The sequence below is a fragment of the Nonomuraea sp. CX421 genome (assembly GCF_059358955.1).
This window is the reverse complement of the sequence record NZ_JCADBK010000002.1, coordinates 517,994-542,705: the sequence shown is the minus strand read 5'-3', so window position 1 is coordinate 542,705 and position 24,712 is coordinate 517,994. Positions and strand designations below refer to the sequence as shown.

20 protein-coding genes are annotated in these 24,712 nt (G+C 72.1%); 15 read left to right on the top strand and 5 right to left on the bottom strand.

Going from position 1 to position 24,712, the window contains the following annotated elements; translation table 11 throughout:
• The first annotated feature begins 26 nt into the window (after window positions 1–26).
• On the top strand, window positions 27–2,609 hold the full coding sequence (glgP, locus tag AC5L3X_RS05560; RefSeq protein WP_494855505.1) for an alpha-glucan family phosphorylase: 2,583 nt from the start codon (window positions 27–29) through the stop codon (window positions 2,607–2,609).
• Window positions 2,610–2,668: 59 nt separating this feature from the next.
• Complete coding sequence (locus tag AC5L3X_RS05555) at window positions 2,669–3,565, top strand: MurR/RpiR family transcriptional regulator (RefSeq protein WP_189123290.1); 897 nt, start codon at window positions 2,669–2,671, stop codon at window positions 3,563–3,565.
• On the opposite strand, the gene AC5L3X_RS05550 is transcribed toward AC5L3X_RS05555, so the two are convergent.
• Window positions 3,528–5,453, bottom strand: coding sequence for an N-acetylmuramoyl-L-alanine amidase (locus AC5L3X_RS05550; RefSeq protein WP_494855503.1), 1,926 nt, complete (start codon window positions 5,451–5,453; stop codon window positions 3,528–3,530). The genes AC5L3X_RS05555 and AC5L3X_RS05550 overlap by 38 nt on opposite strands.
• A gap of 211 nt (window positions 5,454–5,664) precedes the next feature.
• On the opposite strand from AC5L3X_RS05550, the gene AC5L3X_RS05545 reads away from it, so the two are divergent.
• From AC5L3X_RS05545 to AC5L3X_RS05495, 11 genes are all read left to right on the top strand, one after another.
• Window positions 5,665–6,438, top strand: a complete 774-nt coding sequence (locus AC5L3X_RS05545; protein ID WP_189123292.1) for an enoyl-CoA hydratase/isomerase family protein — start codon at window positions 5,665–5,667, stop codon at window positions 6,436–6,438.
• 147 nt (window positions 6,439–6,585) lie between these two features.
• Window positions 6,586–6,969: a hypothetical protein gene (locus AC5L3X_RS05540; RefSeq protein WP_494855501.1), complete on the top strand. Its 384-nt coding sequence runs from the start codon at window positions 6,586–6,588 to the stop codon at window positions 6,967–6,969.
• The gene (locus AC5L3X_RS05535) at window positions 6,960–8,165 is read left to right on the top strand and encodes a DUF6395 domain-containing protein (RefSeq protein WP_494855500.1); all 1,206 of its coding nucleotides are present in this window, start codon (window positions 6,960–6,962) and stop codon (window positions 8,163–8,165) included. Before AC5L3X_RS05540 ends, AC5L3X_RS05535 begins: the two co-directional genes overlap by 10 nt.
• Window positions 8,166–8,181: 16 nt before the next feature.
• Entirely contained in the window at window positions 8,182–9,039 is an 858-nt protein-coding gene (locus tag AC5L3X_RS05530; protein ID WP_494855498.1) for a M55 family metallopeptidase, read from the top strand.
• 21 nt (window positions 9,040–9,060) lie between these two features.
• Entirely contained in the window at window positions 9,061–10,611 is a 1,551-nt protein-coding gene (locus AC5L3X_RS05525; protein WP_494855572.1) for a flavin monoamine oxidase family protein, read from the top strand.
• 61 nt (window positions 10,612–10,672) lie between these two features.
• Window positions 10,673–11,188, top strand: coding sequence for a YbaK/EbsC family protein (locus tag AC5L3X_RS05520; protein WP_494855496.1), 516 nt, complete (start codon window positions 10,673–10,675; stop codon window positions 11,186–11,188).
• Window positions 11,189–11,329: 141 nt separating this feature from the next.
• Window positions 11,330–13,438, top strand: coding sequence for a serine/threonine-protein kinase (locus tag AC5L3X_RS05515; RefSeq protein WP_189123296.1), 2,109 nt, complete (start codon window positions 11,330–11,332; stop codon window positions 13,436–13,438).
• 16 nt (window positions 13,439–13,454) lie between these two features.
• Window positions 13,455–15,230, top strand: a complete 1,776-nt coding sequence (locus AC5L3X_RS05510; RefSeq protein ID WP_494855494.1) for a serine/threonine-protein kinase — start codon at window positions 13,455–13,457, stop codon at window positions 15,228–15,230.
• A 36-nt stretch (window positions 15,231–15,266) separates the two neighbouring features.
• Window positions 15,267–16,493 carry a serine/threonine-protein kinase gene (locus AC5L3X_RS05505; protein ID WP_494855492.1) on the top strand — a complete coding sequence of 409 codons (1,227 nt, stop codon included), beginning with the start codon at window positions 15,267–15,269 and terminating at the stop codon, window positions 16,491–16,493.
• Window positions 16,494–16,750: 257 nt separating this feature from the next.
• The gene (locus AC5L3X_RS05500; RefSeq protein WP_189123299.1) at window positions 16,751–17,530 is read left to right on the top strand and encodes an electron transfer flavoprotein subunit beta/FixA family protein; all 780 of its coding nucleotides are present in this window, start codon (window positions 16,751–16,753) and stop codon (window positions 17,528–17,530) included.
• A 19-nt stretch (window positions 17,531–17,549) separates the two neighbouring features.
• A complete protein-coding gene (locus tag AC5L3X_RS05495; protein ID WP_189123300.1) occupies window positions 17,550–18,503 on the top strand; it encodes an electron transfer flavoprotein subunit alpha/FixB family protein in 954 nt (317 codons plus the stop codon).
• A 145-nt stretch (window positions 18,504–18,648) separates the two neighbouring features.
• Here the strand turns inward: AC5L3X_RS05495 and AC5L3X_RS05490 are convergent, their stop codons facing one another.
• Window positions 18,649–19,842: an MFS transporter gene (locus tag AC5L3X_RS05490; protein WP_189123301.1), complete on the bottom strand. Its 1,194-nt coding sequence runs from the start codon at window positions 19,840–19,842 to the stop codon at window positions 18,649–18,651.
• 299 nt (window positions 19,843–20,141) lie between these two features.
• On the bottom strand, window positions 20,142–20,660 hold the full coding sequence (locus AC5L3X_RS05485; protein WP_494855489.1) for a TetR/AcrR family transcriptional regulator: 519 nt from the start codon (window positions 20,658–20,660) through the stop codon (window positions 20,142–20,144).
• A 53-nt stretch (window positions 20,661–20,713) separates the two neighbouring features.
• Between AC5L3X_RS05485 and AC5L3X_RS05480 the strand changes: the two genes are divergently transcribed.
• The gene (locus tag AC5L3X_RS05480) at window positions 20,714–21,877 is read left to right on the top strand and encodes a cysteine desulfurase family protein (RefSeq protein WP_494855488.1); all 1,164 of its coding nucleotides are present in this window, start codon (window positions 20,714–20,716) and stop codon (window positions 21,875–21,877) included.
• Here the strand turns inward: AC5L3X_RS05480 and AC5L3X_RS05475 are convergent.
• Window positions 21,870–22,922, bottom strand: coding sequence for a DUF695 domain-containing protein (locus AC5L3X_RS05475; RefSeq protein ID WP_494855487.1), 1,053 nt, complete (start codon window positions 22,920–22,922; stop codon window positions 21,870–21,872). The two genes, AC5L3X_RS05480 and AC5L3X_RS05475, sit on opposite strands and share 8 nt — an antisense overlap.
• A 92-nt stretch (window positions 22,923–23,014) precedes the next feature.
• On the opposite strand from AC5L3X_RS05475, the gene mnmA reads away from it, so the two are divergent.
• The gene (gene mnmA / locus AC5L3X_RS05470) at window positions 23,015–24,073 is read left to right on the top strand and encodes a tRNA 2-thiouridine(34) synthase MnmA (RefSeq protein ID WP_494855486.1); all 1,059 of its coding nucleotides are present in this window, start codon (window positions 23,015–23,017) and stop codon (window positions 24,071–24,073) included.
• Between the two features lie 6 nt (window positions 24,074–24,079).
• Here the strand turns inward: mnmA and AC5L3X_RS05465 are convergent, their stop codons facing one another.
• Entirely contained in the window at window positions 24,080–24,712 is a 633-nt protein-coding gene (locus tag AC5L3X_RS05465) for an MBL fold metallo-hydrolase (protein WP_189123305.1), read from the bottom strand.

Here is a 24,712-nt window from a genome sequence, read left to right as displayed (position 1 = left end):
CCTCCTAGCCCATAGGGTGCACAAACGTGAGAGCAATCCGCCGGTTTACCGTCCGCACCGTCCTGCCAGCAGAACTGGCCGCACTCGGCGAGCTGGTGCACAATTTGCGCTGGTCCTGGCATCCCGAGACCACAGACCTGTTCGCCGAGGTCGATCCGCGGCTGTGGGAGCAGGTCGGGCACGACCCGGTCGCCCTGCTGGGCGCCGTCGACCCACGCCGCCTGGCCGAGCTGGCCGCCGACCGCCGCTTCCTGCGACGGCTGGCCGACGCCGCCGATGACCTGCGCGACTACATGAGCTCCCCGAAGTGGTACCAAACGCTGCCCGACGCGGCACGGGCCATCGCCTACTTCTCCCCCGAGTACGGCATCGCCGCCCCGCTCCCGCAGTATTCGGGCGGTCTCGGCATCCTGGCCGGAGACCACCTCAAGGCCGCCAGCGACCTCGGCGTGCCGATCCTCGCCGTCGGCCTGCTCTACCGCCACGGCTACTTCACCCAGTCGCTCTCGCCCGAGGGCTGGCAACTGGAGCACTACCCGTCGCTCGACGCGGGAGGGCTGCCCCTGGCCCTGCTCAAGGAGGACGACGGCACCCCGGTCAAGATCCGCGTCGGTCTGCCCGGCGACCGCGTGCTGCACGCGCAGCTCTGGGTGGCCCAGGTGGGCCGGGTCCCGCTGCTGCTGCTCGACTCCGACGTGGCCGACAACGACACCGCGGCACGCGACGTGACCGACCGGCTCTACGGCGGCGGCACCGACCACCGGCTCATGCAGGAGCTCCTGCTCGGTGTGGGCGGCGTACGCGCGATCCGCGCCTACTGCCGCGTCACCGGGCACGCCGAGCCCGAGGTCTTCCACACCAACGAGGGACACGCCGGCTTCCTCGGCCTCGAACGCATCCGCGAGCTGACCGAGGCCCGCCTGTCCTTCGACGAGGCGCTCGAGGTCGTCCGGGCCGGCACGGTGTTCACCACCCACACACCGGTGCCCGCCGGCATCGACAGGTTTCCGGTCGACATGATCGAGCGGCAGTTCGGCGGCGACAACGCCTGGCCGACCGTGCCGGTGGAGCGCATCCTCGCCCTCGGCGCCGAGGCCGACCCGGGCCGGTTCAACATGGCCGTCATGGGCATGCGCCTGGCCCAGCGCGTCAACGGCGTGTCCGAGCTGCACGGCGAGGTCAGCCGCGAGATGTTCAAGGACCTCTGGCCGGGGTTCGACCTGGACGAGGTGCCGATCGGCTCGATCACCAACGGCGTCCACGCGCCCACCTGGGTCGGCCGCGAGCTGATGGAGCTGGCCGGGCGCGAGCTGCCGTCGCTGATCGAGCGGGCGCGCGGCTGGGAGGGCATCCAGAAGGTCTCCGACGCCGACATCTGGGACATCAGGCGCACGTTCCGTCACCGGCTGGTCGAAGCGGCCAGGGCCCGGCTGCGCGCCTCCTGGCGCGCCCGCGGCGCCTCCGACGCCGAGCTCGGCTGGATCGACGACGTGCTCGATCCCGGCGTGCTGACCATCGGGTTCGCCCGGCGGGTGCCGTCCTACAAGCGGCTCACGCTGATGCTGAGCGACGCCGACCGGTTGCGGAGCCTGCTGCTCGACGCCGACAAGCCCGTCCAGATCGTGATCGCGGGCAAGGCGCACCCCGCCGACGAGGGCGGCAAGAAGCTGATCCAGCAGATCGTCACGTTCACCGACCAGGCCGACGTGCGCCACCGCATCGTCTTCCTGCCCGACTACGACATGGCCCTCGCCCAGTTCATGGTCCAGGGGTGCGACGTCTGGCTCAACAACCCGCTCCGCCCGCTGGAGGCGTCCGGCACCTCGGGCATGAAGTCGGCGCTCAACGGCGGCCTCAACCTGTCCATCCGCGACGGCTGGTGGGACGAGTGGTACGACGGCACCAACGGCTGGGCCATCCCCACCGCCGACGGGGTCGTCGATCCCGACCGGCGTGACGAGCTGGAGGCGGCCGGGCTCTACGACCTGATCGAGCACGAGGTGGCCGACAGGTTCTACGACCGGGCCGCCGACGGGCTGCCGCGCCGGTGGCTGGAGATGGTCAAGCACACGCTGACCTCCCTCGGGCCCAAGGTGCTGGCCACCCGGATGCTCCGCGACTACGTCGTCGACCTCTACACTCCGGCCGCCAAGGCGGCCCGCCTGCTGTCGGCCGACTCCTACGCCGCCGCCAAGGCGTTCGCCGCGTGGCGGCTGCGCGTCACCAAGGCGTGGCCGGGCGTGCGGGTGGAGCACGTGGAGACCTCGGGCGTCGGCGACGCCCCCGAGGTGGGCGCCGACCTGGAGCTGCGCGCCACCATCGCGCTCGGCGACCTGGAGCCCGGCGACGTGCTGGTCCAGGTGGCCTACGGCAGGGTCGGGCCGCACGACGAGCTGCTGTGTCCGGGTTACCTCACGCTGGCGGCCGACGACGTCGACGACGACGGCCGGGCCCACTACTCGGGGACGGTCCCGCTCGACCGCACGGGAGCGTTCGGCTACACGGTGCGCGCGGTGCCGTTCCACGAGATCGCGGCCTCGCCCGCCGAGCTGGGGCTGATCGTCGTGCCCGAGGAGCCGGCCGGGATGACCAACGGCACGTTGAGGTGATCATGCCGGACGATCTCGCCCTGCGTGACCGAGCTTGACGGAACGGCATAATCGAAAGCGTGGACGACAGCGGCAACGGCCTGCGGGCCGACAATCTGGTGGCCACGGTCCGAGGTGTGCTGCCGTCATTGACGCCCGCCGCGCAGACCGTCGCCCGCCTGATCCTCGAAGATCCCGCGACGGTGGCGCGGAGCACCATCACCGAGCTGTCCGCCGCGTCCGGCACCAGCGAGGCCACGATCGTGCGGACGGCCAGGCTGCTCGGCTTCGCCGGCTATCCGCAGCTCCGGCTGGCGCTGGCCGCGGCGGCGGCCCAGCCCGACCGGCTGGTGCCGGGCGACCTGGCCCCCGACGACCCGCTGTCCGAGGTCATCCAGAAGGTCGCCAGGGCCGAGTCCGAGGCCATCAACGACACGGTCGCCCAGCTCACCTCCGAGCGGCTCGGCCTGGTCGTCGACGCCATCACCGCGGCCAGGCGGATCGACGCCTACGGGGTGGGCGCCTCCGGCCTGGTAGCCGAGGACGTCGCCCAGAAGCTGCTGCGCATCGGGCTGTCCAGCCACGCCTTCCAGGACGCCCACCTGGCGCTGACCAGCGCCGTGCTGCTCAGGTCCGGCGACGTGGCGATCGGCATCAGCACGTCGGGCGAGACGCCCGACGTGATCGAGCCGCTGACGAGGGCGGGGGAGGCGGGCGCGACCACGGTCGCGATCACCAACAACCCCCGCTCGTCCATCGCGGAGCTGGCCGAGCACGTGCTGATCTCGGCCGGGCGCGAGACGGAGTTCCGTCCCGGCGCCCTGGCCAGCCGCATCAGCCAGCTCCTCGTGGTCGACTGCGTGTTCGTCGGCGTCGCCCAGCGCACGTTCGACTCCTCCCAGGAGGCGCTGCAGAGCACCAGGCGCGCCGTCAAGGAGTTCACCCGGCGAGCGTCACCCGCACGTCGTCAGCCTTGACGAACATGATCCGGTGCCCGAACTGGATCTGCAGATACCTCGTCTGGCCCCGGACCACGGTGTGGCCGGCCGGGTCGAAGGTGACGGCCCGGTAGTACTCCGCCGCCGCGGGTCCGGACAGCGTGTACTTCTCGCCCGCCGCGAACGTGTACTGCAGCGGGGTGACCGCCTGGTAGGGGATGCCCTCGGGATAGGCCTCCTCCTCCGGGTAGGCCCTGCCGTAGACCGGGACCGTCTCCAGGCCGGGCTTGGGCGTTACCACGAGCCCCATCGACGGGATGGCGGTCGGCGCGGCGGCCGGGTTGTGGAACCACGCCTTCTGGCCGAGATACCAGATCGCCGTCCAGTCGCCCTGGCGGTCGGCCACCGCGAAGCGCTGCCCGGTGCTGGCCCGCGCGCTGTGGTCGTACACGCTGTAGAGGGACTCGCCCGTGGGGTGCTTGCCGATGTCCTTGACCAGCGGCGCGTCGGCGCGCGGCTCGGTGCGCAGCCACACGGTGTGCGCGGGGAGCGGCGGGCAGGCGGCCTCCGGGTTCTGCCGGTCGCAGCCGTAGAAGTACGGCTTGTTGGTGGCGAAGTCGGGCCTGATCATGACGCTGCCGGAGTTCGGGCCGCCGAACGGGTGCAGCGGCGCGCCGAGCAGCTTCATGTAGTGCGCCCAGTCCCAGAACGGGCCCGGGTCCTCGTGCATGCCGCGGACCGTGCTGGGGAGGGTGCCCGGCACGTTGTCGTGGCCGATGATGTGCGCCCGGTCGAGCGGCACGCCGTGGCGCAGCGCGAGGTAGCGCACGAGCTTGGCCGACGTGCGGTACATCGCCTCGGTGTACCAGGTGTGACCCTCGGCCAGGAATCCCTCGTGCTCCAGGCCGACGGACTTGGCGTTGATGTACCAGTTGCCGGCCTGCCAGCCCACGTGCCTGGTCTTGATGTGCTGGGCGATGTGCCCGTCGGTGGAGCGCAGCGAGTAGTGCCAGCTGGCCCGGTAGGCGGGGTTGCGCACCAGGCCGATCGACGGGCCGAAGTAGCCCTCCATGTCGTGGATCACGATGTAGTCGATCTTCTGGGACTTCGGCCGGTCGGCCAGGTCGTGGTTGCCGTAGCCGCCGCCCGGCAGCTCCGCGTAGCCCGCCGGGATCCACTCGCAGGAGATCGTCGGGGGGCACTCCACGCCGTCCCGGCGGGTGTGACGCAGGCCCAGCCTCTCCAGCCACTTCTCGACCCTGCCGAGGCCGGGGACGGGAGCCAGCCTGACCCGCTGCCCGTCGTCGGTGACCCGCTCCTCGCCGGCCTCGATCGTGGCGTAGACCTCGTCGGCGAACGCCTTGGCCGCCTCGGCCTCCTCGGCGCCCGAGTATCGGGCGACGGCGCCGTACCACTCACCCGGATCGTCGCTCAGCGGCGCGCCGAGCGCCTTCTGGTGGTCGGCGAGCAGCGCCGCGCCGCCCCTGATGTTGGCGGCGGCGTCCGAGCGCAGCCTCTCGCGCGTCTCGCCGGTGAGCTCGGCGGCCTTCTCCATGGTCCGCAGCGAGGCGGGGAGCTCCGCCGGGGCGGGGATCGCGGCGGGCCCGGCGGCCGGGCGGCCGTCGTCGCCGCGCGGATCCTCCTCGTCCGGGCCGTGGTGGTTGGACCCGGTGTAGGCCGCCGCGTCGGTCAGGTGCATGGGGCCGAAGCCGGCGTTGTTGCTCGGCTGCCCGGCGTGCGCGTCCCAGCGTGACTCCAGGTAGGAGACGCCGAGCAGCACGCTCTCCGGCACCTTGAACTCCTCGGCCGCGGCCGCGAACGCCTGCTGCCGGTCGCCGGGCTCGGCGGCCCGCGCCGCGGAGGTCACGGCGGTGAGGCTGACTAAGGGGAGGCAGGCGACAACCGCGATCGTCAACGCTCTGCGCATGTACCGCTCCTTGACTGCTGGGGGGCGTGACAGCAGTCAGCGTCTCAACATTTTCCTTCCTCGACGAGACCTTTACGAAGGTTTTTTTCAGCAGTTGACGCCCCGTGGCGGACACCTGACCTCGCTCGTGTCCGGCCGCCGGCGCGCGCCGGTCCGAGGGGTCCGGCACGCCGCGGGCCCGGCGTCGAGGCGCTCTTGTAATGTTCCGACCATGGGTGAGTTCGTACGCGTAGAGACAGTTGACCAGATCGCCACCATCAGGCTCGATCGTCCGAAGATGAACGCTCTCAACGCTCAGGTCCAGCGGGAGATCGGAGAGGCGGCGCGCGAGGTCGACGCCGATCCCGGCGTGCGCGCGGTGGTCGTCTACGGCGGCGAGCGCGTCTTCGCGGCGGGGGCGGACATCAAGGAGATGGCCGGCATGTCCTACGCCGACATGTCGCTCCACTCCCGCACCCTCCAGGACTGCTTCACCGCCGTGGCCCGCATCGGCAAGCCGGTCATCGCCGCCATCACCGGCTACGCGCTGGGCGGCGGCTGCGAGCTCGCCCTGTGCGCCGACTTCCGCCTGGCCGGCGAGTCGGCCAAGCTCGGCCAGCCGGAGATCCAGCTCGGCATCATCCCCGGCGCGGGCGGCACCCAGCGGCTGCCCCGGCTGATCGGCCCGGCCCGGGCCAAGGACCTCATCTTCAGCGGCCGCCACGTCGCCGCGGCCGAGGCGCTCGCCATCGGACTGGTCGACCGCGTGGTGCCCGACGCCGAGGTCCACAAGGCCGCCCTGGAGTGGGCGGCCACCTTCGCCGGCGGGCCCGCGGTGGCCCTGCGCGCGGCCAAGCAGGCGGTGGACCGGGGCCTGGAGGCCGACCTCGACACCGGGCTGGAGATCGAGCGCCTCCAGTTCTCCGGCCTCTTCGCCACCGACGACGCCAAGATCGGCATGACCGCCTTCGCGGAGAAGACCAAGCCCACGTTCACCGGCCGCTGACGGCCGGGCCGGACGGCTCGCGATCCCCGGGCGGAAGGTGCATAACGACGGTGCATAACAGCGTGAGATGACGGGATTTATAGCGCTTGGTTGCCGTTCGGGGACTGCGTCATTACAAAGCGGAGTTTGCCACTATCGTGGCGTCTCATGATGAGCGTCCTGGTCCCCGCTCGGCTGCGCAAGGCCGTCCGTACGTGGTTCGATTCTCGCTACATTTCCATCGCTGATCATCGCCAGGACATCAGGGACGCTCTCTGGGAGGTCCAGACCCTCCGCCGCGAAATGGTGACCCTGCAGGCCGAGGTCGAACGCCTGCGCAACGCCAAGGCGCGCCCCGCCGGCCCCGTCGCCGACAAGGCCAGAATCGACGACACGCACCGCCTCGCCCAGGAGACCGCCAAGGCCCTGGACGGCGTCCTGCAGAACGAGGTCCTCGTCTGGCAGGCCATCGACGACCTCCGGTCCCGCCTCACGCCCGCGGGCCCGGCCGAGCAGGGCACCCGCCTGTCGCAGGAGCGGCCGTGCGTGTGACGTGGGCGGGCGGCGAGCTGACGTTCCGGCTCGGCGCCGAGGACGAGATCACCGGCCACGCCTCCGACGGACACCCCGTCAAGCTGGCGACCAACTCGTGCGTCATCTCCGGCGCCCCGGACGACGCGCACCCCGACCTGTTCGCCGTCGCCGCGTGGACCGTCGTGGCCCCCTGGACCCGCAGGCGGATCACCTTCGACCGGGCCGTCTCGGCCGAGGTGGCCGCCGCCCTGCACGACGGCTGGGGGATCGAGGCCGGTCCCGTGGGCGCCGAGCCCCGGCCAGACGGAGCCAGGCTGGCCATCTCCTACAGCGGCGGGGCCGACTCGGTGGCCGCCGCGAGCGTCTATCCCGAGGCGCCGTTCGTGCACTTCCGGCGGGTGCCGCACCGCCGGGTGCCCAACCGGTGGCCGCACTACCGCTCCGACGTGCTCGCCAAGCTGGCCCGGCGGACCGGCCGGGAGCTCACGATCGTCGAGTCCGACCTGGAGTACACCCTGGCCGAGCCCCGGCCCGGCTACCCCGAGCACCACGCCGTGGCGGCCGGCGCGCTGCTCCTGGCCGACCGGCTCGACCTGGGCGGGCTCGGATTCGGCTACGAGATGGGGTCGCGCTGGCTCGGCGGTGGCCGCTACCTGCACCGCTACACGCCCGACAACGACCTGTGGGCGCCGCACGGGAAGTGGGGGCGGCTGTTCGCGGCCGCCGGGCTGCACATCGTGCTGCCGGTCGGCGGGGTGAGCGAGGCCGTCACCATGCGGCTGGCGCTCGGCTCCGACCTCAAGGAGCACGTCCGATGGTGCCTGCGCGGCACCGACGGCCCGTGCCGCGACTGCGGCAAGTGCCTGTACAAGGAGCTGATCCAGGCCGCCGTCGAGCGCCGCCCGCTCGACACGCCCATCACCGCCGACCGCGCGCTGGCCCGCAAGTGGTTCAAGCCGCCGCCCTACGGCGGCCAGGAGATGATCGAGTACGGCCTCGCGCGGGTGCCCGGCATCGAGGGCACCCTGTTCGCCAAGACGCTCGAGTACTTCGACGTCAGCGAGGAGTCCACCCGTTGGCTCGACCACTGCTACCCGCCCGCGATCGACGAGATCCCGGCCGCGTGGCGCGACCAGGCGGCGGCGTTCATGGCGGCGAACGTCGGTTTCATGACGGACGACGAGAGGCGCCGGGTGGAGACGTGGGGCTCGTGACGGGGGAGCGTTGGCGATGGGAGCGGCGACGGTGAAGGTCTACCTGTCGGTCGACATGGAGGGCGTGACCGGGCTCACCGACCCCGAGGAGATGCACGCCGGCAAGCGCGGCTACGACCGGGGCTGCGAGCTCATGACCGCCGACGCCAACGCCGCCGTCGAGGGCGCGTTCCTCGCCGGGGCGGGCACGGTGCTGGTCAACGACGCGCACGGCTCGACCAAGAACCTGCGGATCGACCTGCTCGACCCGCGCGCCACCCTGATCCGCGGCCCCGGCAAGGCCCAGCGGATGGCCCAGGGCGTCGACGGCTCGTTCCAGGCGGCGGGCTTCGTGGGCTACCACGCCCGCGCGGGCGTGCCGCACGGCGTGCTCAACCACACCTGGATGGGCAAGGAGATCCAGAACGTCTACCTGAACGGCGAGGTGTGCGGCGAGACCCGGCTGGTCGCGGCCTGCGCCGGCTTCCACGGGGTACCGGTCGTGCTGGTGACCGGGGACGAGGCCGTCGGCGAGGAGGCGCGCGAGCTGCTCGGCGACGTCGAGACCGTGGCGGTCAAGAAGGGGATCGACAAGTTCTCGGCCGAGCTGCTGCCGCCGAGCGTCGCCCAGGGCCGCATCCGTGAGGGCATGGTCAGGGCGCTCAATCGGTTGACCGACTTCACGCCCTACCGGTTGGCTCCGCCGTACACGCTGGGGGTGGAGTGGAACTCGACCGCCATCGCGGCCGCCGTGGCGCTCGTCCCCGGCGTGCAGGCGGTCGGAGCCCGGCACATCGAGTTCACCACCGACGAGTTCACCCAGATCATGGCGCTGTTCGGGATCTTCGCCACGATCGGCGGCCAGGTCGCCTGTGGCAGCGGTCCCTACGGCTGACGGGCGACAGGAGATGCGGTGATGGAAGGGGCTGTGCTGACCCGGCGCGGGCTGCTCGTCGGGATCGGGGCGGTCGGCGGCGCGGGCGCGATGTACGCCGCCATGGGCGCCCTCGGCCTGGCGCCGGCCGAGCAGGACAAGACGTTCGACCCGCCCAGGCCGGGTGACTTCTCGCTGCGCGGCAGGGGAGCGGCCACGGTCGTGGTCCTCGGCGCCGGCGTGGCCGGGCTGACCGCGGCCTACGAGCTGGGCAAGGCCGGCTACGACTGCACGCTGCTGGAGGCGAGGGCCAAGGCCGGAGGCCGCAACCTGACGCTGCGCGGCGGCGACCGGCTGACCGAGCTGAACGGCCCGGCGCAGGAGGTCACGTTCGGGGAGGGCGTGTACTTCAACGCCGGCCCGGCGCGGCTCGCGCCGTGGATGCTCGCCATGGACTACTGCCGAGAGCTGGGCATCCCGATCGAGACGTTCGTCAACAACAACGCGCAGGCGTACGTGCACACGAACGGCCGGACCGTGCGGGCCCGTACCGCCCGAGCCGACATGTACGGATATGTCGCCGAATTGCTCGCCAAAGCGACAGATATCGGCGCGCTGGACCGGAAGCTGACCAAGGACGACCAGGAACGGCTCCTCGACTTCCTGCGCAGGTTCGGCGACCTCGGCCCCAAGCACGACTACGAAGGCTCGCCCCGGCGCGGTTTCGTGAAATATCCGGCGCTCGACACCGGCACCCCCATCGCCCTGCCCGGCTCCCTGCGGGAGGTCCTCGCCGCCGGCACCGGCCGCGCGATCACCAACGACTTCGGCCACGAGCAGGCCACCCCGATGTTCCAGCCGGTCGGTGGCATGGACGCGATCGTCACCAGGCTGGCCGAGGCGGTGGGCCAGGACCGGATCAGGACCGGCGCCCGCGTCACCGGCATCACCACGCTGGACGATGGCGTCGAGGTCACCTGGGACGGCGGCCGGATCAAGGCCGACTACTGCGTCGCCACCCTCCCGCCCCATCTGCTCGCCCGGATCCCGCACAACCTGGGCACCCAGATCACCGCCGCGCTCAAGACGCCCGTGCCGGCCGCCACCGGCAAGATCGGCCTGGAGTACGGCACCCGCTGGTGGGAGCTCGAGGACCGGATCTACGGTGGCGTCACCGAGACCGATCTCGACATCACGCACATCTGGTATCCGTCCCACGACTACCACGCCGAGCGCGGCCTGCTGGTCGGCTACTACAACACCGCCGAGCACGCCGAGCTGTACGGCGCGCTCACCCCGGAGGACCGCAGGCACCGCGCCCTCACCCAGGGCAAGAAGATCCACGGCGAGAAGTACCGCACCGGCCTGCTGTCGAGCGTCTCGATCGCCTGGGATCGCCAGGAGCACATCCAGGGGGGCTGGGTGCGCTGGCCGGCCGTTGATTCGTCCTTCACTCTTCTGCAACGTCCCAGCGGCAGGGTCTACTTCGCGGGCGACTGGCTCACCCACCTGATCGCCTGGCAGGCGGGATCCATGGAGTCGGCTCGCAGTGCCGTCACCCAGCTGCACGAACGGGTGATGCGCTCGTCGTGACGTCGTGCCCGCCGCTCCCGTGACCGGCGTAGGGTCCTGGGAGAGCGATCGAGGAGATGGGATGACGTTGCACTGGGGGCCCGCGACCGAGCGGGCCGACCTGCTGGCCGAGCCGGTGGCACAGGCCATCGGCCTGCTCGACGACACCGTGGAGGTGGCCGAGATCGACCCCGGGCTGGCCGACACGGCGGCGTTCTGCGAACGCTACGGCGTCGGCCTCGACGAGTCGGCCAACTGCGTGGTCGTCGCGGCCAGGCGGGGCGGCGAGACGCGCTACGCCGCCTGCATGGTGCTGGCCACGATGCGGGTCGACGTCAACGGCGTGGTGCGCCGGCATCTCGACGCGCGCAAGACGAGCTTCGCCCCGATGGAGCGGGCCGTGGAGCTCACCGGCATGGAATACGGCGGCATCACCCCGATCGGCCTGCCCGGCGACTGGCCGATCCTCGTCGACACCAACGTCGCCGAGCACGCCAGGGTGGTCATCGGCAGCGGCCTGCGGCGATCCAAGCTCGCCGTCTCCGGCGCCGCGCTGGCGCGGCTGAAGGGCGCGGAGGTGCTGACCCTCGCGACCTGAGCGCCGGAGCTCGGAGTCGTGGCCAATTTGAGACCGTGGATCGGGAAACCGTTGAACCCGATCCGAACGTTGTACGAGTGGGAATGTGGCCTCATGGTTCATCTCGTGGGCGGGGATTAAGCCGATATGGTGCTTCATGCCATGAACGATGACCGACTCGGCCCTTACCGGCTGCTCAGGCGGCTCGGCGAAGGCGGCATGGGTGTCGTCCACCTGGCCGTCGACCCCCAGGGCCGGCAGGTGGCGGTCAAGGTCCTGCGCGCGGAGGTCGCCGGTGACGAGGTCGCCAGGCGGCGGCTCTCGCGCGAGGTTGAGACCATGCGCCGGGTCCGCAGCAAATACATCGCCGAGGTGCTCGACGCCGACGTGACGGGTCACCGCCCGTACATCGTCACGCGTTACGTCCCCGGACGTCCGCTCGACGAGATCATCAAGGACGACGGCCCGCTCGACCTGCCGGCGCTGGTCAAGATCGCGCACGGCGTGGCGACGGCGCTGGCCGCCGTCCACTCCGTCGGCGTCATCCACCGCGACCTCAAGCCCGGCAACGTGCTCATCCTCGACGGTGATCCCGTTCTCATCGACTTCGGCATCGCCCAGGCGGTCGACGCGACCCGGCTGACCCAGACCGGCATGTTCATCGGCACCCCCGGCTACCTCGCGCCCGAGATCATCGAGGGGCAGGAGGCCGGGCCCGAGGTCGACATCCACGCCTGGGCGGGCACCCTGCTCTACGCCGGCACCGGCCAGCCGCCCTTCGGCAAGGGCACGCTGGAGATGATCTTCTACAACATCACGGCGGGCAAGGCCGACGTCAGCGCGGCTCCCCTGGCCCTGCAGCCGCTGCTCAAGGCCGCCTTCCAGCGCAACCCGGCCAAGCGTCCCAAGGCGGCGGAGCTGGCCGAGCAGACCGCCCGGATGCTGCCCCAGCCGCAGAGCGGCGTGCCCGACGAGATCTCCACCGTGCCACGCCCCGACCGGCCCGAGCCGCCGGCGCCGCAGTCGCTCGTGGACAAGCCGGCCTACGACATCTCGACGCCGCCGATGACGCCGAGGCAGCTCGTCGACGGCCACGACGGGCGCTTCACGCCGCCGCCGCCCAGCCTGACCCCTCCGCAGAGCCTGCTCAACCAGGGCCCGCCCGTCTCCGACCAGCAGCGCCCGGCCCAGCCGGGTCCCGGCCAGGGGCCGCCGGACCAGCCGTACATCTCGCTGTTGCACGAGCAGAGCGGCGGCGATCCGTGGCCGACCCGCCGGGTCACGCCCGAGGAGCTGCGGCAGGTGCAGCGCGAGAGCGGCCCGTCGCAGCCGTGGCAGGTCCCGTCGCAGGTCAACAGCCACGGGCATCAGCCGCTCCCGCCGGAGGCCGACGTGCCCACCCGTCGGGTTCGACCTGACACGCCTGACTCGCCCGACGTGCCCACCCGTCGGGTACGACCCGACGCGCCCGACCCGCTCGACCTGCCCACCCGGCGCGTCCGGCCCGACCTGCCCGACTACGGCCGGGGCAACCCCGTGTCGCAGCAGCCCGCGCAGCGTCCGCTCCAGCAGCCGCCGCCTCCCTACATCCCGGCGCAGCCGCAGTATCCACCCGACCCGCGGACCAAGCGCGAGCCGTTCATCCCGGGCGTGCGCCCCGGGCAGACTCTGCAGCGGTCCAGGGCCTACGGGGTGGCGGGCGCGATGCTGCTGATCATCATGCTCGTGGCCGCGGTCATGGCGCCGATCCTGGTGGCCGTGCTGGCGATCCCCGTCGCGGTGCTGCTGCGCGCCGCCGACCTGGCCCAGACCGGCCTCAACGCGAGTCGCCCGACCGGCGCCGCGGCCCTCGACGTGGTGCGGGTGTTCGCCCATCCGCGGGCGCTGGCCAAGTCGGCCGGCATCACGCTCGCCCTGGTCCTCTACGCGCTCATCCTCGGCCTGCCGGTGACGCTGCTGCTCACCGTGGTCCTCGGCACCGACCCGTACAATGCTCTGGCCTGGGGGGCCGCGGTGGCGCTGTGGACCATCTGCGCGGGCCCGGGAGTGGAGGGGCCGGGCAGGCAGATGCGCAGAACGTTGTCATCGCTCGTACCCTCGAGAACAGGTGCGATGGTGCTCGCGGGAGTTCTGGCGGCGGTGGCCGCCCTCTCGCTGGTCTTCGCCTACGGCACGTTCGGGGACAACGCGAGGAGGGCCGTATGGACTCCGCTGGACGTCGGGCCTGTGGTGCAGCAACTCAACGGACTGAAGGGGGACACCGGGGGATGACGCGGGGAAGGTGGCGATGAGCACCGGCAACACCCAGGCGCCAGAGCGGCTCGGCCCCTATCGCCTGGTCCGCAAGATCGGCGAGGGCGGCATGGGAGTCGTCCACCTCGGCCTCGACTCCGAGGGCCGCGAGGTCGCCGTCAAGGTGCTGCACCCACACGTCGCCGCCGACCTCAAGGCTCGCGACCGGCTGACGCGCGAGGTCGAGACCATGCGCCGGGTGCGCAGCCCGCACGTGGCCGAGGTGCTCGACGCCGAGCTCGTCGGCGGCCAGCCCTACGTCGTGACCCGCTTCGCCCCCGGCCGCACGCTCGAGGAGACCGTGCTGACCGACGGCACGCTGCAGGCGCGCGAGATCATCAGGCTGGCCCAGGGGCTGTGCCAGGCACTGGTCGCGATCCACGCCGCGGAGGTGATCCACCGCGACTTCAAGCCGTCCAACGTCATGCTGGTCGACGGCGAGCCGCTGGTCATCGACTTCGGCATCGCCCACCTGGTCAACGCCACCCGGCTGACTCAGACGGGGATGTTCGTCGGCACGCCCGGCTACCTGGCGCCCGAGATCATCCGCGACTCGGAGATCACCCAGGCGGCCGACGTGCACGCGCTGGCCTCGACGGTGTTCTTCGCCGCGACGGGCGCGCCGCCGTTCGGCACCGGCACGTTCGAGGCGGTCTGCTTCAACATCATGGAAGGCCGCGCCCAGCTCGACAAGGCGCCGGCCTGGCTGCGCGGGTGGCTCTCCCGCGCGCTCGACGTTGAGCCGGCCGCCCGGCCCAGCGCCCAGGAGCTGCTGCGGATGGCCAGGGCGCTCGACCCGTCGGTCACCTCGTTCCACGAGACCCCGTCCGACGGCACCAAGAAGCTGCCGTCGCGGACCCGCGCCATGGAGACGTTCTCCGACCTGCTGCCGCCCGTCGAGTACGACCGGCCGAGGCCGCGGGAGGAGCGGCCGCCGCCCTACGTCCCGGCGCCGATGCCGGCCCGGCCGCCCGCGCCACGCCCTGACCAGCGGGTCGCGGGCTACCCGGCGCCGCAGCCCGGCTACCGCCCGCCGCCCGCGCCGGCGCCGCAGGCCCGGCACCAGCCGGACGCCCGGCCACGCCCCTACTCACCGCCGGCCGAGCGCAGGCGCTATCCGGCGGGCAGCCAGCTCATCGGGGCGCTGCTGCTGGTCACGCTGATCGCGCTGACGGTCATGCTGCCCGTCGCGGTCGGCGCGGTGGCCGTCGCGCTGGCGCTGGTGCTGCGGGTGGGCGAATACCTCTTCGGCGATCTGGTCGAGCGCCGCAAGGTGCGCGGCAGCAGCGCGGCCGACCCGCTGCTCGCCCTGGTCGGCACCCCATGGGCGCTGGTCAAGGCGTCGCTGGTGATGCTGGTGCACGTGCCGCTGGCGATCCTGTTCGGCGTCTGCGTGTGGGGTGTGCTGCGCTGGGGCGGAGGCATGAGCGTCAACGACGCCGCCGCCTGGGCCGCGGGCGCCTTCACCGCGGGGCTGTTCGTCCTGCCGGGCGGCGGCGCGCCGCGCAAGGCGGTGACCCGCACGCTGACGGGGGTCCTGCGCAGTCCCGGCGCCGCCACGGTCGCGTTGCTGAGCGTGGGCACCATCGCGCTGCTCGCGGTGATGTTCGCGATGGGCCAGGAGACGTCGTGGGTGCCCTGGCGGGCTCCCGAGTCCGCGATCAAGGAGTTGACCAGGACCGCCCAGGACAGCACGGTCGGGTTGATCACCGGCCTGATCGACGACCTGCTGCAGAGGGTGGGGCTGGGCTTCCTGTCACCCTGGTCCTGAGTGTCCGAGCGAGCTCCTGAGGGGAAACTAAGGGGTATGAGCGAGCGTCTCGGGCCCTATCAGTTGCTCTCCCGGCTGGGCGCGGGCGGTTTCGGCGAGGTGCACCTGGCGCTCGACCCCGAGGGGCGCACGGTCGCGGTCAAGGTGCTGCACCCGCACGTGGCGGCCGACGCCGGCGCGCTGGCCCGGCTGGCCCGCGAGGTGGAGACCATGCGCCGGGTCGAGGGGCCGCACGTGGCCGAGGTGCTCGACGCCTCGCTCGACGGGGCCAGCCCCTACCTGGTCACCCGCTACATCCAGGGCCGGCCGCTCAGCGTGGTCCCGGTGCCCGTGGCCGACCTGCGGCTGCTGGCCGCGGGGCTGGCCGACGCGCTGCTCGCCGTGCACGAGGCGGGCGTCGTGCACCGCGACCTCAAACCGGCCAACGTGATGATGACCGAGGGCGAGCCCGTGGTCATCGACTTCGGCATCGCCAGCGCGCTCGACTCGCTCTCCGTCACCGCCTCGGGAGCGGTGGTCGGCACCCCCGGCTACCTGGCGCCCGAGGTGCTGGAGGGCAGGGCGGCGGGCGCCGAGGCCGATGTGTTCTCCTTCGGCGCCACGCTGGCCTACGCGGCGACGGGGCGTCAGCCGTACGGGCTGGGGCCGGTGTCGGCGGTCGCCTACCGGGTCGTGCACCACGAGCCCGACCTGGAGGGCGCGCCGGAGTGGCTGGCGCCGCTGCTGCGCGAGTGCCTGGCCACCGAGCCGGCCGCGCGGCCGACGGCCGCGCAGATCTGCGCCCGGCTGGGCGTCGCGCCGGCGCCGCGCGCCGGCCGCGCCTTACCTTCGCTCGCCGTCGCGCCGCCGCGCCGCCGGCGCGAGGACGTGCACCACCTGTCGACCCGCGAATGGCGGCCGGGTGACCAGCATCGCCGTTCGGTGGAGGAGTCGAGGGCGCGGCACCGCGAGAAGGTGCGCAGGCGCTGGGTGATCGGCTCGGGGCTGTTCGTCTCCCTGCTGGCCGCGGCCGCCTGGCAGCCGCTGCCCGAGGTGGCCCTCTTCCTGCTCGCGGGCTACGCGCTGGCGGTGGTGTGCGACGCGGGGGTGGCGCTCTTCTCCCACCGCCCGCACCGCACCGCCAGGGTGGTCGTCGACTTCGCGGGCATCGCCGGGGCGGCCGGGATCTGCCTCGGGCTCAGCGCGGTCTTCAGCACGTTCACGCTGGCGCTGTTCGCCGGCACGGCGCTGGTGGTGAGCGTGGTCTTCCTGCTGTCGGCCTGATCACGCGCGGCGAGGGGGGCGCTGGACGGGTGGCGGAATAAAGCTCGGTATGGTGTAAGCGGTGTCGCTCTGGCGCGGCCCGCGCAGCGTGTTCGCGCCTAAGCTACTCGTGAGTAATATGTTGGTGGGAGGCCCGTTGAGCTTTGACGCCACCCGCTGTCACTGACCTCACGGGGCACCTGGCACTCTGGACAGCATGCATCCGGCGTCCACCGAACGTGGTGGCGCACGCGAACACGGGAGGTCGGCCACCGGCCATGAACATCGTCGTCTGCGTGAAGCAGGTCCCCGATACGGCGACCGAGCGTAAGCTGCGGTCCGATGACAAGACGCTCGACCGCGACGCCGTGGACGGCGTGGTCAACGAGCTTGACGAGTACGCGGTCGAGGAGGCCCTGAAGCTCAAGGAGGCCCACGGTGGTGAGGTGACCGTCCTCTCCATGGGGCCGGGCCGGGCCACCGAGACCATCCGCAAGGCCCTGGCCATGGGCGCCGACAAGGCGGTGCACCTCAGCGACGAGGCTCTACACGGCTCCGACGCGCTGTCCACCTCCTACGCGATGGCCCAGGTGCTGAAGAAGATCGGGTTCGACCTGGTCATCCTCGGTTCTGAGTCCACCGACGCCCGCACCGGCGTGCTGCCGGCGATGCTGGCCGAGCGGCTCGGCGCCCCGCAGCTCACGCTGGTCAACAAGGTCGACGTCGACGGCTCCTCGATCAGCGTCCAGCGCCTGACCGACTACGGGTTCGACAAGGTCGAGGCCACGCTGCCCGCGATCGTCTCCGTGGTGGAGAAGATCAACGAGCCGCGCTACCCGTCCTTCAAGGGCATCATGGCGGCCAAGAAGAAGCCGGTCGAGACGCTGGCCATCGCCGACGCCGAGATCGCGGCCGACCAGGTGGGCCTCGGCGCCGCCTGGTCCGAGGTCGTCGACTTCGCCGCGGCCCCGCCGCGTGCCGCCGGCACGATCGTCAAGGACGAGGGCGACGGTGGCGCCAAGGCCGCCGACTTCCTCGCCGCCAAGAAGTTCATCTGAGAACGGGGGTTTTGCTGATATGTCGGAGATTCTCGTTCTCGTCGAGCATGTCGACGGCGAGGTCAAGAAAGTCACTCTCGAACTGCTGACCCTGGCGCGCTCGCTCGGCACGCCGGCCGCGGTCTGGGCCGGTCCCGGCATCACCGGTGACGCCAAGGCCAGGCTGGCCGAGTACGGCGCCGAGAAGATCTACGTGGCCGGCTCCGAGGAGATCGTCGGCTACGTGGTCGCGCCCAAGGCCGAGCTGCTGGCTCAGCTCGTGGCGGCCAAGTCGCCCGCCGCGGTGCTCGTGGCGGCCACGGCCGAGGGCAAGGAGATCGCCGGCCGCCTCGCGGTCAAGACCGACTCCGGCGTCATCACCGACGCCGTGGGCCTCGGCGAGGGCTTCGTCGCCGACCAGTCCATCTTCGGCGGCGGCGTCAACGTCCAGTCCAAGGTGCGCAAGGGCACGCCCATCGTCGCCGTCCGTCCCAACTCCACGGCTCCCGAGGCCGCCGCGGGTGCGGGCGCCGAGGAGGAGGTGTCCGTCTCGCTGAGCGACGGCGCCAAGGCGGCGAAGATCGTCGAGCGCGTCAAGCAGGAGAAGGGCGCCCGCCCCGAGCTGACCGAGGCCGCCATCGTGGTCTCCGGCGGGCGCGGCGTCGGCTCGGCCGAGAACTTCTCGGTCATCGAGGGCCTGGCCGACTCGCTCGGCGCGGCCGTGGGCGCCTCCCGGGCCGCCACCGACGCCGGCTGGTACCCCCACCAGTTCCAGGTGGGCCAGACGGGCAAGACGGTGTCGCCGCAGCTCTACATCGCCGCGGGCATCTCGGGCGCCATCCAGCACCGGGCCGGCATGCAGACCGCGAAGACCATCGTCGCGATCAACAAGGACCCCGAGGCGCCGATCTTCGAGCTCGCCGACTACGGCGTCGTGGGCGACCTGCACCAGGTCGTGCCGCAGCTCACCGAAGAGGTCGACAAGCGCAAGTAGTTCCACGCGGTTCATCCTGTGACGGCGTCGCACCCCTTGGGTGCGGCGCCGTTCGCGCTTGCGGGCTCCCGGTGCCTTCCGTGCGGCCTCCGCGTCCGCGCGTCCGTCCGCGCGTCCGTCCGCGCGTGCGCCCGGGTGTCCGCCGTCAGGCGGCGATCTCGGCGGGTTCCCGGTCCCGTGGCGGCAGTACGGTGATCGTCGCGGGCTCCGTACGCGGCAGGAAGCGAGCCGCGACCGTGATCAGCAGACCCAGGACGACCGTGATGCCGAGCGCGGTGCGCAGCGAGGTGACGTCCGACAGGAAGCCGATCACCACCGGGCCCAGCAGCAGGCCCGCGTAGCCCATCGCGCCCGCCTGGGCGATCGCCGGGCCGGGGTTGTCAGTGGCGGTGCCCGCGAGCGACAGCGTCATCGGCGAGATCGTCGCGACGCCCAGACCGACGAAGAACATCGCGAACACCGCCACCAGCGGCGCGGGCGCGGCCAGCACGACCAGGAAGAACCCGGCTGTGGCCAGCCCGGAGACGGTCAGCATCCCGCGCACCCCGAACCTCGACCGCAGCCGGTCACCGGTGACCCGGGCGACGAGCATGCCGGCCTCGAAGACCGGGTAGCCGAGCGCCGCCAGCGCCTCCGGCGCGCCCAGCTCGTCGCGCATGAACAGGCCGTTCCAGTCGGCGACCGTGCCCTCGACCATGAAGGCGAAGAACATCAGCGCGCCGAGCAGGTACACGATCGGCGGCATGCGCCGGCGGGCGGCCGTCGCGGCCCGCGGCGCCGGGGCCTCGGGCAGGTACGCGCGGCCGATGAGGACCATCGCGGGCAGGGAGACCAGCCCGATCAGCGCCACGTTCGCGGTGAACGACAGGCCCAGGGCGATCGACACGCTGCCCAGCGCGCCGGCGGCGATGGCGCCGACGCACCAGCCCGCGTGCATGCCGTTCATCAGCGGGCGCCCGTAGGCCCGCTCGACGGTGGAGCCCTGGGCGTTCATCGCGATGTCCACCACGCCGAACGCCATGCCGAAGAACGCCGCGGCGACCAGCAGCAGCGGCAGGTTCGGCGCGAACGCCACGCCCACCAGGCCCAGCGCGGTCAGCGGGCCGCCGACCCGCAGGACGGCCTTGCTGCCCGCACGGGCCATGATCCGCCGCATGGACTGCATGGTCACCAGCGCGCCGAGGCCCCACGCCAGCAGGATGATCCCGATGGATGATTCGGACAGGCCCAGCTTGTCGCTCAACGCCGGGATGCGCACCGTCATCGTGCCCACCATCAGGCCGGACATCACGAAGGTAAGAATCGCCCCGTAACGGGCAATTCGCAGGTCGCGCGCCATCAGTCGTACCTTTCACGTTCAGAGTCTTCAGAGAGATCACGCGCCCGGGGGCGCGGCAAGTCGGCTCGCCGCCCGGCCCGCGCGCGGCGGCGGGCCATGCGTGTCCGGTGGGAGGTGGGTCGGGCGCTGCCTTCAGGAACTTCCGGGGCGTCACGGCGGGGCCGGGCTCGCGGAAGCGCCTCGGCGCGCGTTCGCCCGGCCGGGGGTGTCGGCGGCTCAGGCGGCTCAGGCGGGACGCCGGCGGCGTTCGCCTGGCGGGACGCGTGCCGGAGTGATGTCGGTCACCTGGAACGGCTGCGCTAGGGCATGGCCTCGGGTTTGAGGAGGCTTCTCAGCCGTGCCTCCAGGGCCACGAGATCGTCCTCGGTGTTGAGGTCGGGGTCGTGGCTGGACACGTCCCAGAGCCCCTCGCAGGCCAGCCGGACGACCTGCGACGCCAGCCGGTCGGGCTCCTCGTCGAGGCCCTCGCGATGCCAGCGGGCCATCGCCTCGCGCAGCGGGGCGAGCAGGTAGATGTTGCCCGACGCGCCGGTGACGACGGCCCATCTGCGGAGCCGGCCGGAGCGCACGGCGGCCAGGGTGGCGCCGAGGTAGCGCTCGGTGTAGGTGTCGTCGGGCTGCGCGGCCATGAGCTGGTCGAAGTCGTCGATGAGCCGCTCGACCATGGTCTTGATCAGGGCTTCTTTGCTGTTGAAGTGGTAGAGAAGGCCGCCCTTGCTCACGCCGGCCCGGTCGGCCACGGCCGCCAGGGTGAGCGCCGCCGAGCCCTGGTCGCAGAGGATCTCCTCGGCGGCGTCCAGCAGCTCGTCCCTTCTCATGCCTCAACTGTACCGTCCGGACGGTACAGTCGCAAACGAGATACCCTGACCACGTGAGCAGACCGTCGGCCTATCTTGATCACGCGGCGACCACGCCCATGCTTCCCGAGGCGATCGAGGCCATGACGGAGCAACTCGGACGGGTCGGCAACGCGTCCTCGCTGCACGCGGCGGGGCGGCAGGTGCGCAGAGTCGTCGAAGAGGCTCGCGAGACCATCGCCGACGCGCTCGGCGCCCGGCCCAGCGAGGTGGTGTTCACCTCGGGCGGCACCGAGGCCGACAACCTCGCTGTCAAGGGCCTCTACTGGGCGCGCGCGCCCCGCGCGCGCCTGCTGATCAGCTCCATCGAGCACCACGCCACGCTCGACCCCGCCCACTGGCTGGCCGACGGTCAGGGCGCGCGGGTCGAGCTGCTGGAGGTCGACGAGCTCGGCCGGGTGCATCCCGACACGCTGCGCGCGGCCATCGAGGCCGACCCCGGCGGCGTCGCCATGGTCAGCGTCATGTGGGCCAACAACGAGGTCGGCACCGTCCAGCCGGTGCACGCCCTGGCGGCGGTCGCGCACGAGCACGGCATCCCGTTCCACTCCGACGCGGTGCAGGCGGTCGGCCAGCTCCCGGTGTCGTTCGCCGACTCGGGCGCCGACGCGCTCACCGTGACCGGCCACAAGATCGGCGGCCCGATGGGGGTGGGGGCGCTGCTGCTGGCCAGGGGCCTGACCCCGGTCTCCGTGCAGCACGGCGGCGGTCAGGAGCGCGACGTGCGCTCCGGCACGCTCGACGCGCCCGCCATCGCCGGGCTGGCCGCCGCGGTGCGCGTCGCCGTCAAGGAGCAGGAGGAGCAGGGCCGCCGCCTGGCGACCCTGCGCGACGAGCTCATCCAACGCGTACGCCAGGCCGTGCCCGGCGTGGTGCTCAACGGCGACCCGGTCGACCGGCTGCCCGGCAACGCCCACTTCTCCTTCCCCGGCTGCGAGGGCGACGCACTGCTCATGCTGCTCGACGCCAAGGGCGTGGAGTGCTCGACCGGCTCCGCCTGCTCCGCCGGGGTGGCGCAGCCGTCACACGTGCTGCTGGCCATGGGCGCCGAGGCGGCCGCGGCCAGGGGCTCGCTCAGGTTCACGCTCGGCCACACCTCGACCCGCGACGACGTCGACCGCCTCATCGAGGTGCTGCCGGCGGTCGTCGAGCGGGCCCGCCGGGCCGGGCTCAGCTGACGAACGGCACCACCGCGGTCCAGGCGGGGTCGGCCGCCACGTCCACGCGTGGCTCGCCCTCCTCCCAGCTCACGATCAGCTCCTTGGCGTGCAGGGCGGCGTCTCCGGTCGGATCGGCGTACACGTGGATGATCCGATGGCCCTCGGCGCTCAGGTGGGCGGCCAGCACGGCGTCGTCACGCAGCTTGAGCAGCCGGGTGGCGAGCCGTTCCTCGAAGTCGCGGAGCGCGGTCAGCGACTCGCCGACGGGCAGGCCGTTCTCGTCGCGGTGGGAGTAGGGCAGCGTGATCGCGATGTGCTGGTCGAACAACGGGTAGTCGACCGGACGCAGCGGATAGCGGGTGGTGGCGATGAGCGGCGCGCCGCCGGCCGTCTGGCCCTCCAGCAACGCCCACTGCTCCTCGCCGTAGCCCGAGGCCAGGTCGGCGACCACCGCCGGCAGGTGCGTCGCGGCGACGGAGTCGATCGGCTCGAACGTGGCCGGGGTGATCTCCCCGACCCAGCGGGCCACGTCGTCCTCGCCGAGCAGCCAGTCGAGCGCGAGCAGCGTGGCCTCCATCCGGTCGTCGGCGCCGAGCTCGCCGAAGATCGGATGGTAGGCGGCCACGTCGACCCGAGGTGTGCTCCTCGGCACCCGCAGGCCCAGTACGAGCCCGTCCAGACCGAACGAGTGACCCCCCACGTCGAGCGTGAGCTCCAGCGCTCTCGCGTTGGCCTGCCGCGACGGGTGGAACTCCCACAGCAGGTCGGCGGGCGGCGCCGCCCTGGCCCAGCGGTGGGCCAGGGAACGCAGCTCGGCGTCGCCGGCGGCGGTCACCACCAGCGCGTGCGCCGCGTTCCTGCCGGGAGCCACCTCCCAGACGAGGTCCGGATGGACCGCGCTCACCGCCGGAGCGAGCCACTCCGCCAACCCGTCGGTGTCGCCGGCGGCCACCATCGAGTCGAGCCGCGGTCTGGCCTCCTGCCACCAGGTCCAGAAGCCCGCGATGCCGTTGTCCGGCTCTCCGGCCGGTGTGTTTTCTGCCTTGCGCCCGAACAGTCGCATAACCAGGAATCCTTCCAGATCCGGAGCCCCCACGTGCCCCGGCGGGCCGCCGCGCGAAGCGCACCCGAACGGGACAGTACTCTGGAATGGTCATGGGAATGCGTGTGCTTGCCGCCATGTCGGGCGGCGTCGACTCAGCCGTGGCCGCTGCCCGCGTCGCCGAGGCCGGCCACGACGTCACCGGCGTGCATCTGGCCCTGTCGGCCAACCCCCAATCCCACCGCACCGGGGCCCGGGGCTGCTGCACCGTCGAAGACTCGCGAGACGCGCGGCGCGCCGCGGACGTGATCGGCATCCCCTTCTACATCTGGGACATGGCCGAGCGCTTCCAGCGCGACGTGATCGAGGACTTCGTCGCCGAATACGCCGCCGGCCGCACGCCCAACCCGTGCCTGCGGTGCAACGAGAAGATCAAGTTCGCGGCGGTGCTCGACCGCGCCCTGGCGCTCGGGTTCGACGCCGTGGCGACCGGCCACCACGCCAGGCTGCTCGACGGCGCCCTGTCCAGGAGCGTCGACCCGGGCAAGGACCAGTCCTACGTGCTGGGCGTGCTCACCCGCGAGCAGCTCAGCCACGCGCTCTTCCCGCTGGGCGACTCGACCAAGGCCGAGGTGCGCGAGGAGGCCGCCCGTCGTGGCCTGACCGTGGCCGACAAGCCCGACAGCCACGACATCTGCTTCATCGCCGACGGCGACACACGCGGCTTCCTGGCCGGACGGCTCGGCTCGGCCGAGGGGCGCATCCTCGACGAGTCCGGCGAGGTCGTCGGCAGCCACCAGGGAGCCCACGGGTTCACCGTCGGCCAGCGCAAGGGCCTGCGCATCGACCGGCCCGCCGCCGACGGCCGGCCGCGCTACGTGCTGTCGATCGAGCCGGTGTCCAACACGGTCACCGTCGGGCCCCGCTCGGCGCTGGAGGTCACCTCCATCACCTGCCTGCGTCCGGTGTGGAACGGGCCGTCCGTCCTCGACGACCTCACCGTGCAGTTGCGCGCCCACGGCGAGGTCTACGGGTGCCGGTTCGAGGAGGCGGGCGGGGAGCTGCGCATCGAGCTCGACCGGCCCGCCACCGGGGTGGCCGCGGGGCAGGCGGCGGTGCTCTACTCGGGCTCGACCGTCATCGGCTCCGCCACGATCGCCCACGCCGCCTGACCGGCGTCAGGTCAGGGTGATCGAGTCGCCGACGGCCAGCCTGCGCATGTCGGCGCGCTGGTGGTCGGACTCGAGCTTGAGCCAGGTGTCGACGAGCGACAGCCCGATGTCGTTCAGCAGCCCGTCATGAGTGGAGAAGGCCCTGCCCGGGCGGATCGTACGGAGATAGTCGACCATCTCCAGCAGCTTCAGCCATGGCGCGTTGGTGGGCACCAGGAGCGTCGGCACTCTCCGGTCGGGCACCGTGAGCGCGTCGCCAGGGTAGAAGACCTCGTCGTCGAACATGAACCCGATGTTCTGCACGATGGACATGTCGGGGTGGTTCTTGGCGTGCCACTCGCCGTAGACCCGGACCGCGAACCCGGCCGCCTCGAACTCGTCGCCGTGCTCCACCACCTGGATCTTGGCCGGAACACCGGCCAGCTGGGCGGCGACCGCCTCGCAGGTCCACACCTCCAGGCCGGCCGGAGCCGACCTCAGGCGCTCGACGTCGACGTGGTCGAAGTGCTCGTGGGTGATGAGCACCGCGTCGGCGCCGTCGAGCACGGGGCCGTCACTGAACGCCCCGGGGTCGAGCACCAGGACCTTGTCATCCTTCTCCAGCCGCACGCACGCGTGGCCGTACTTCGTGAGCTTCAT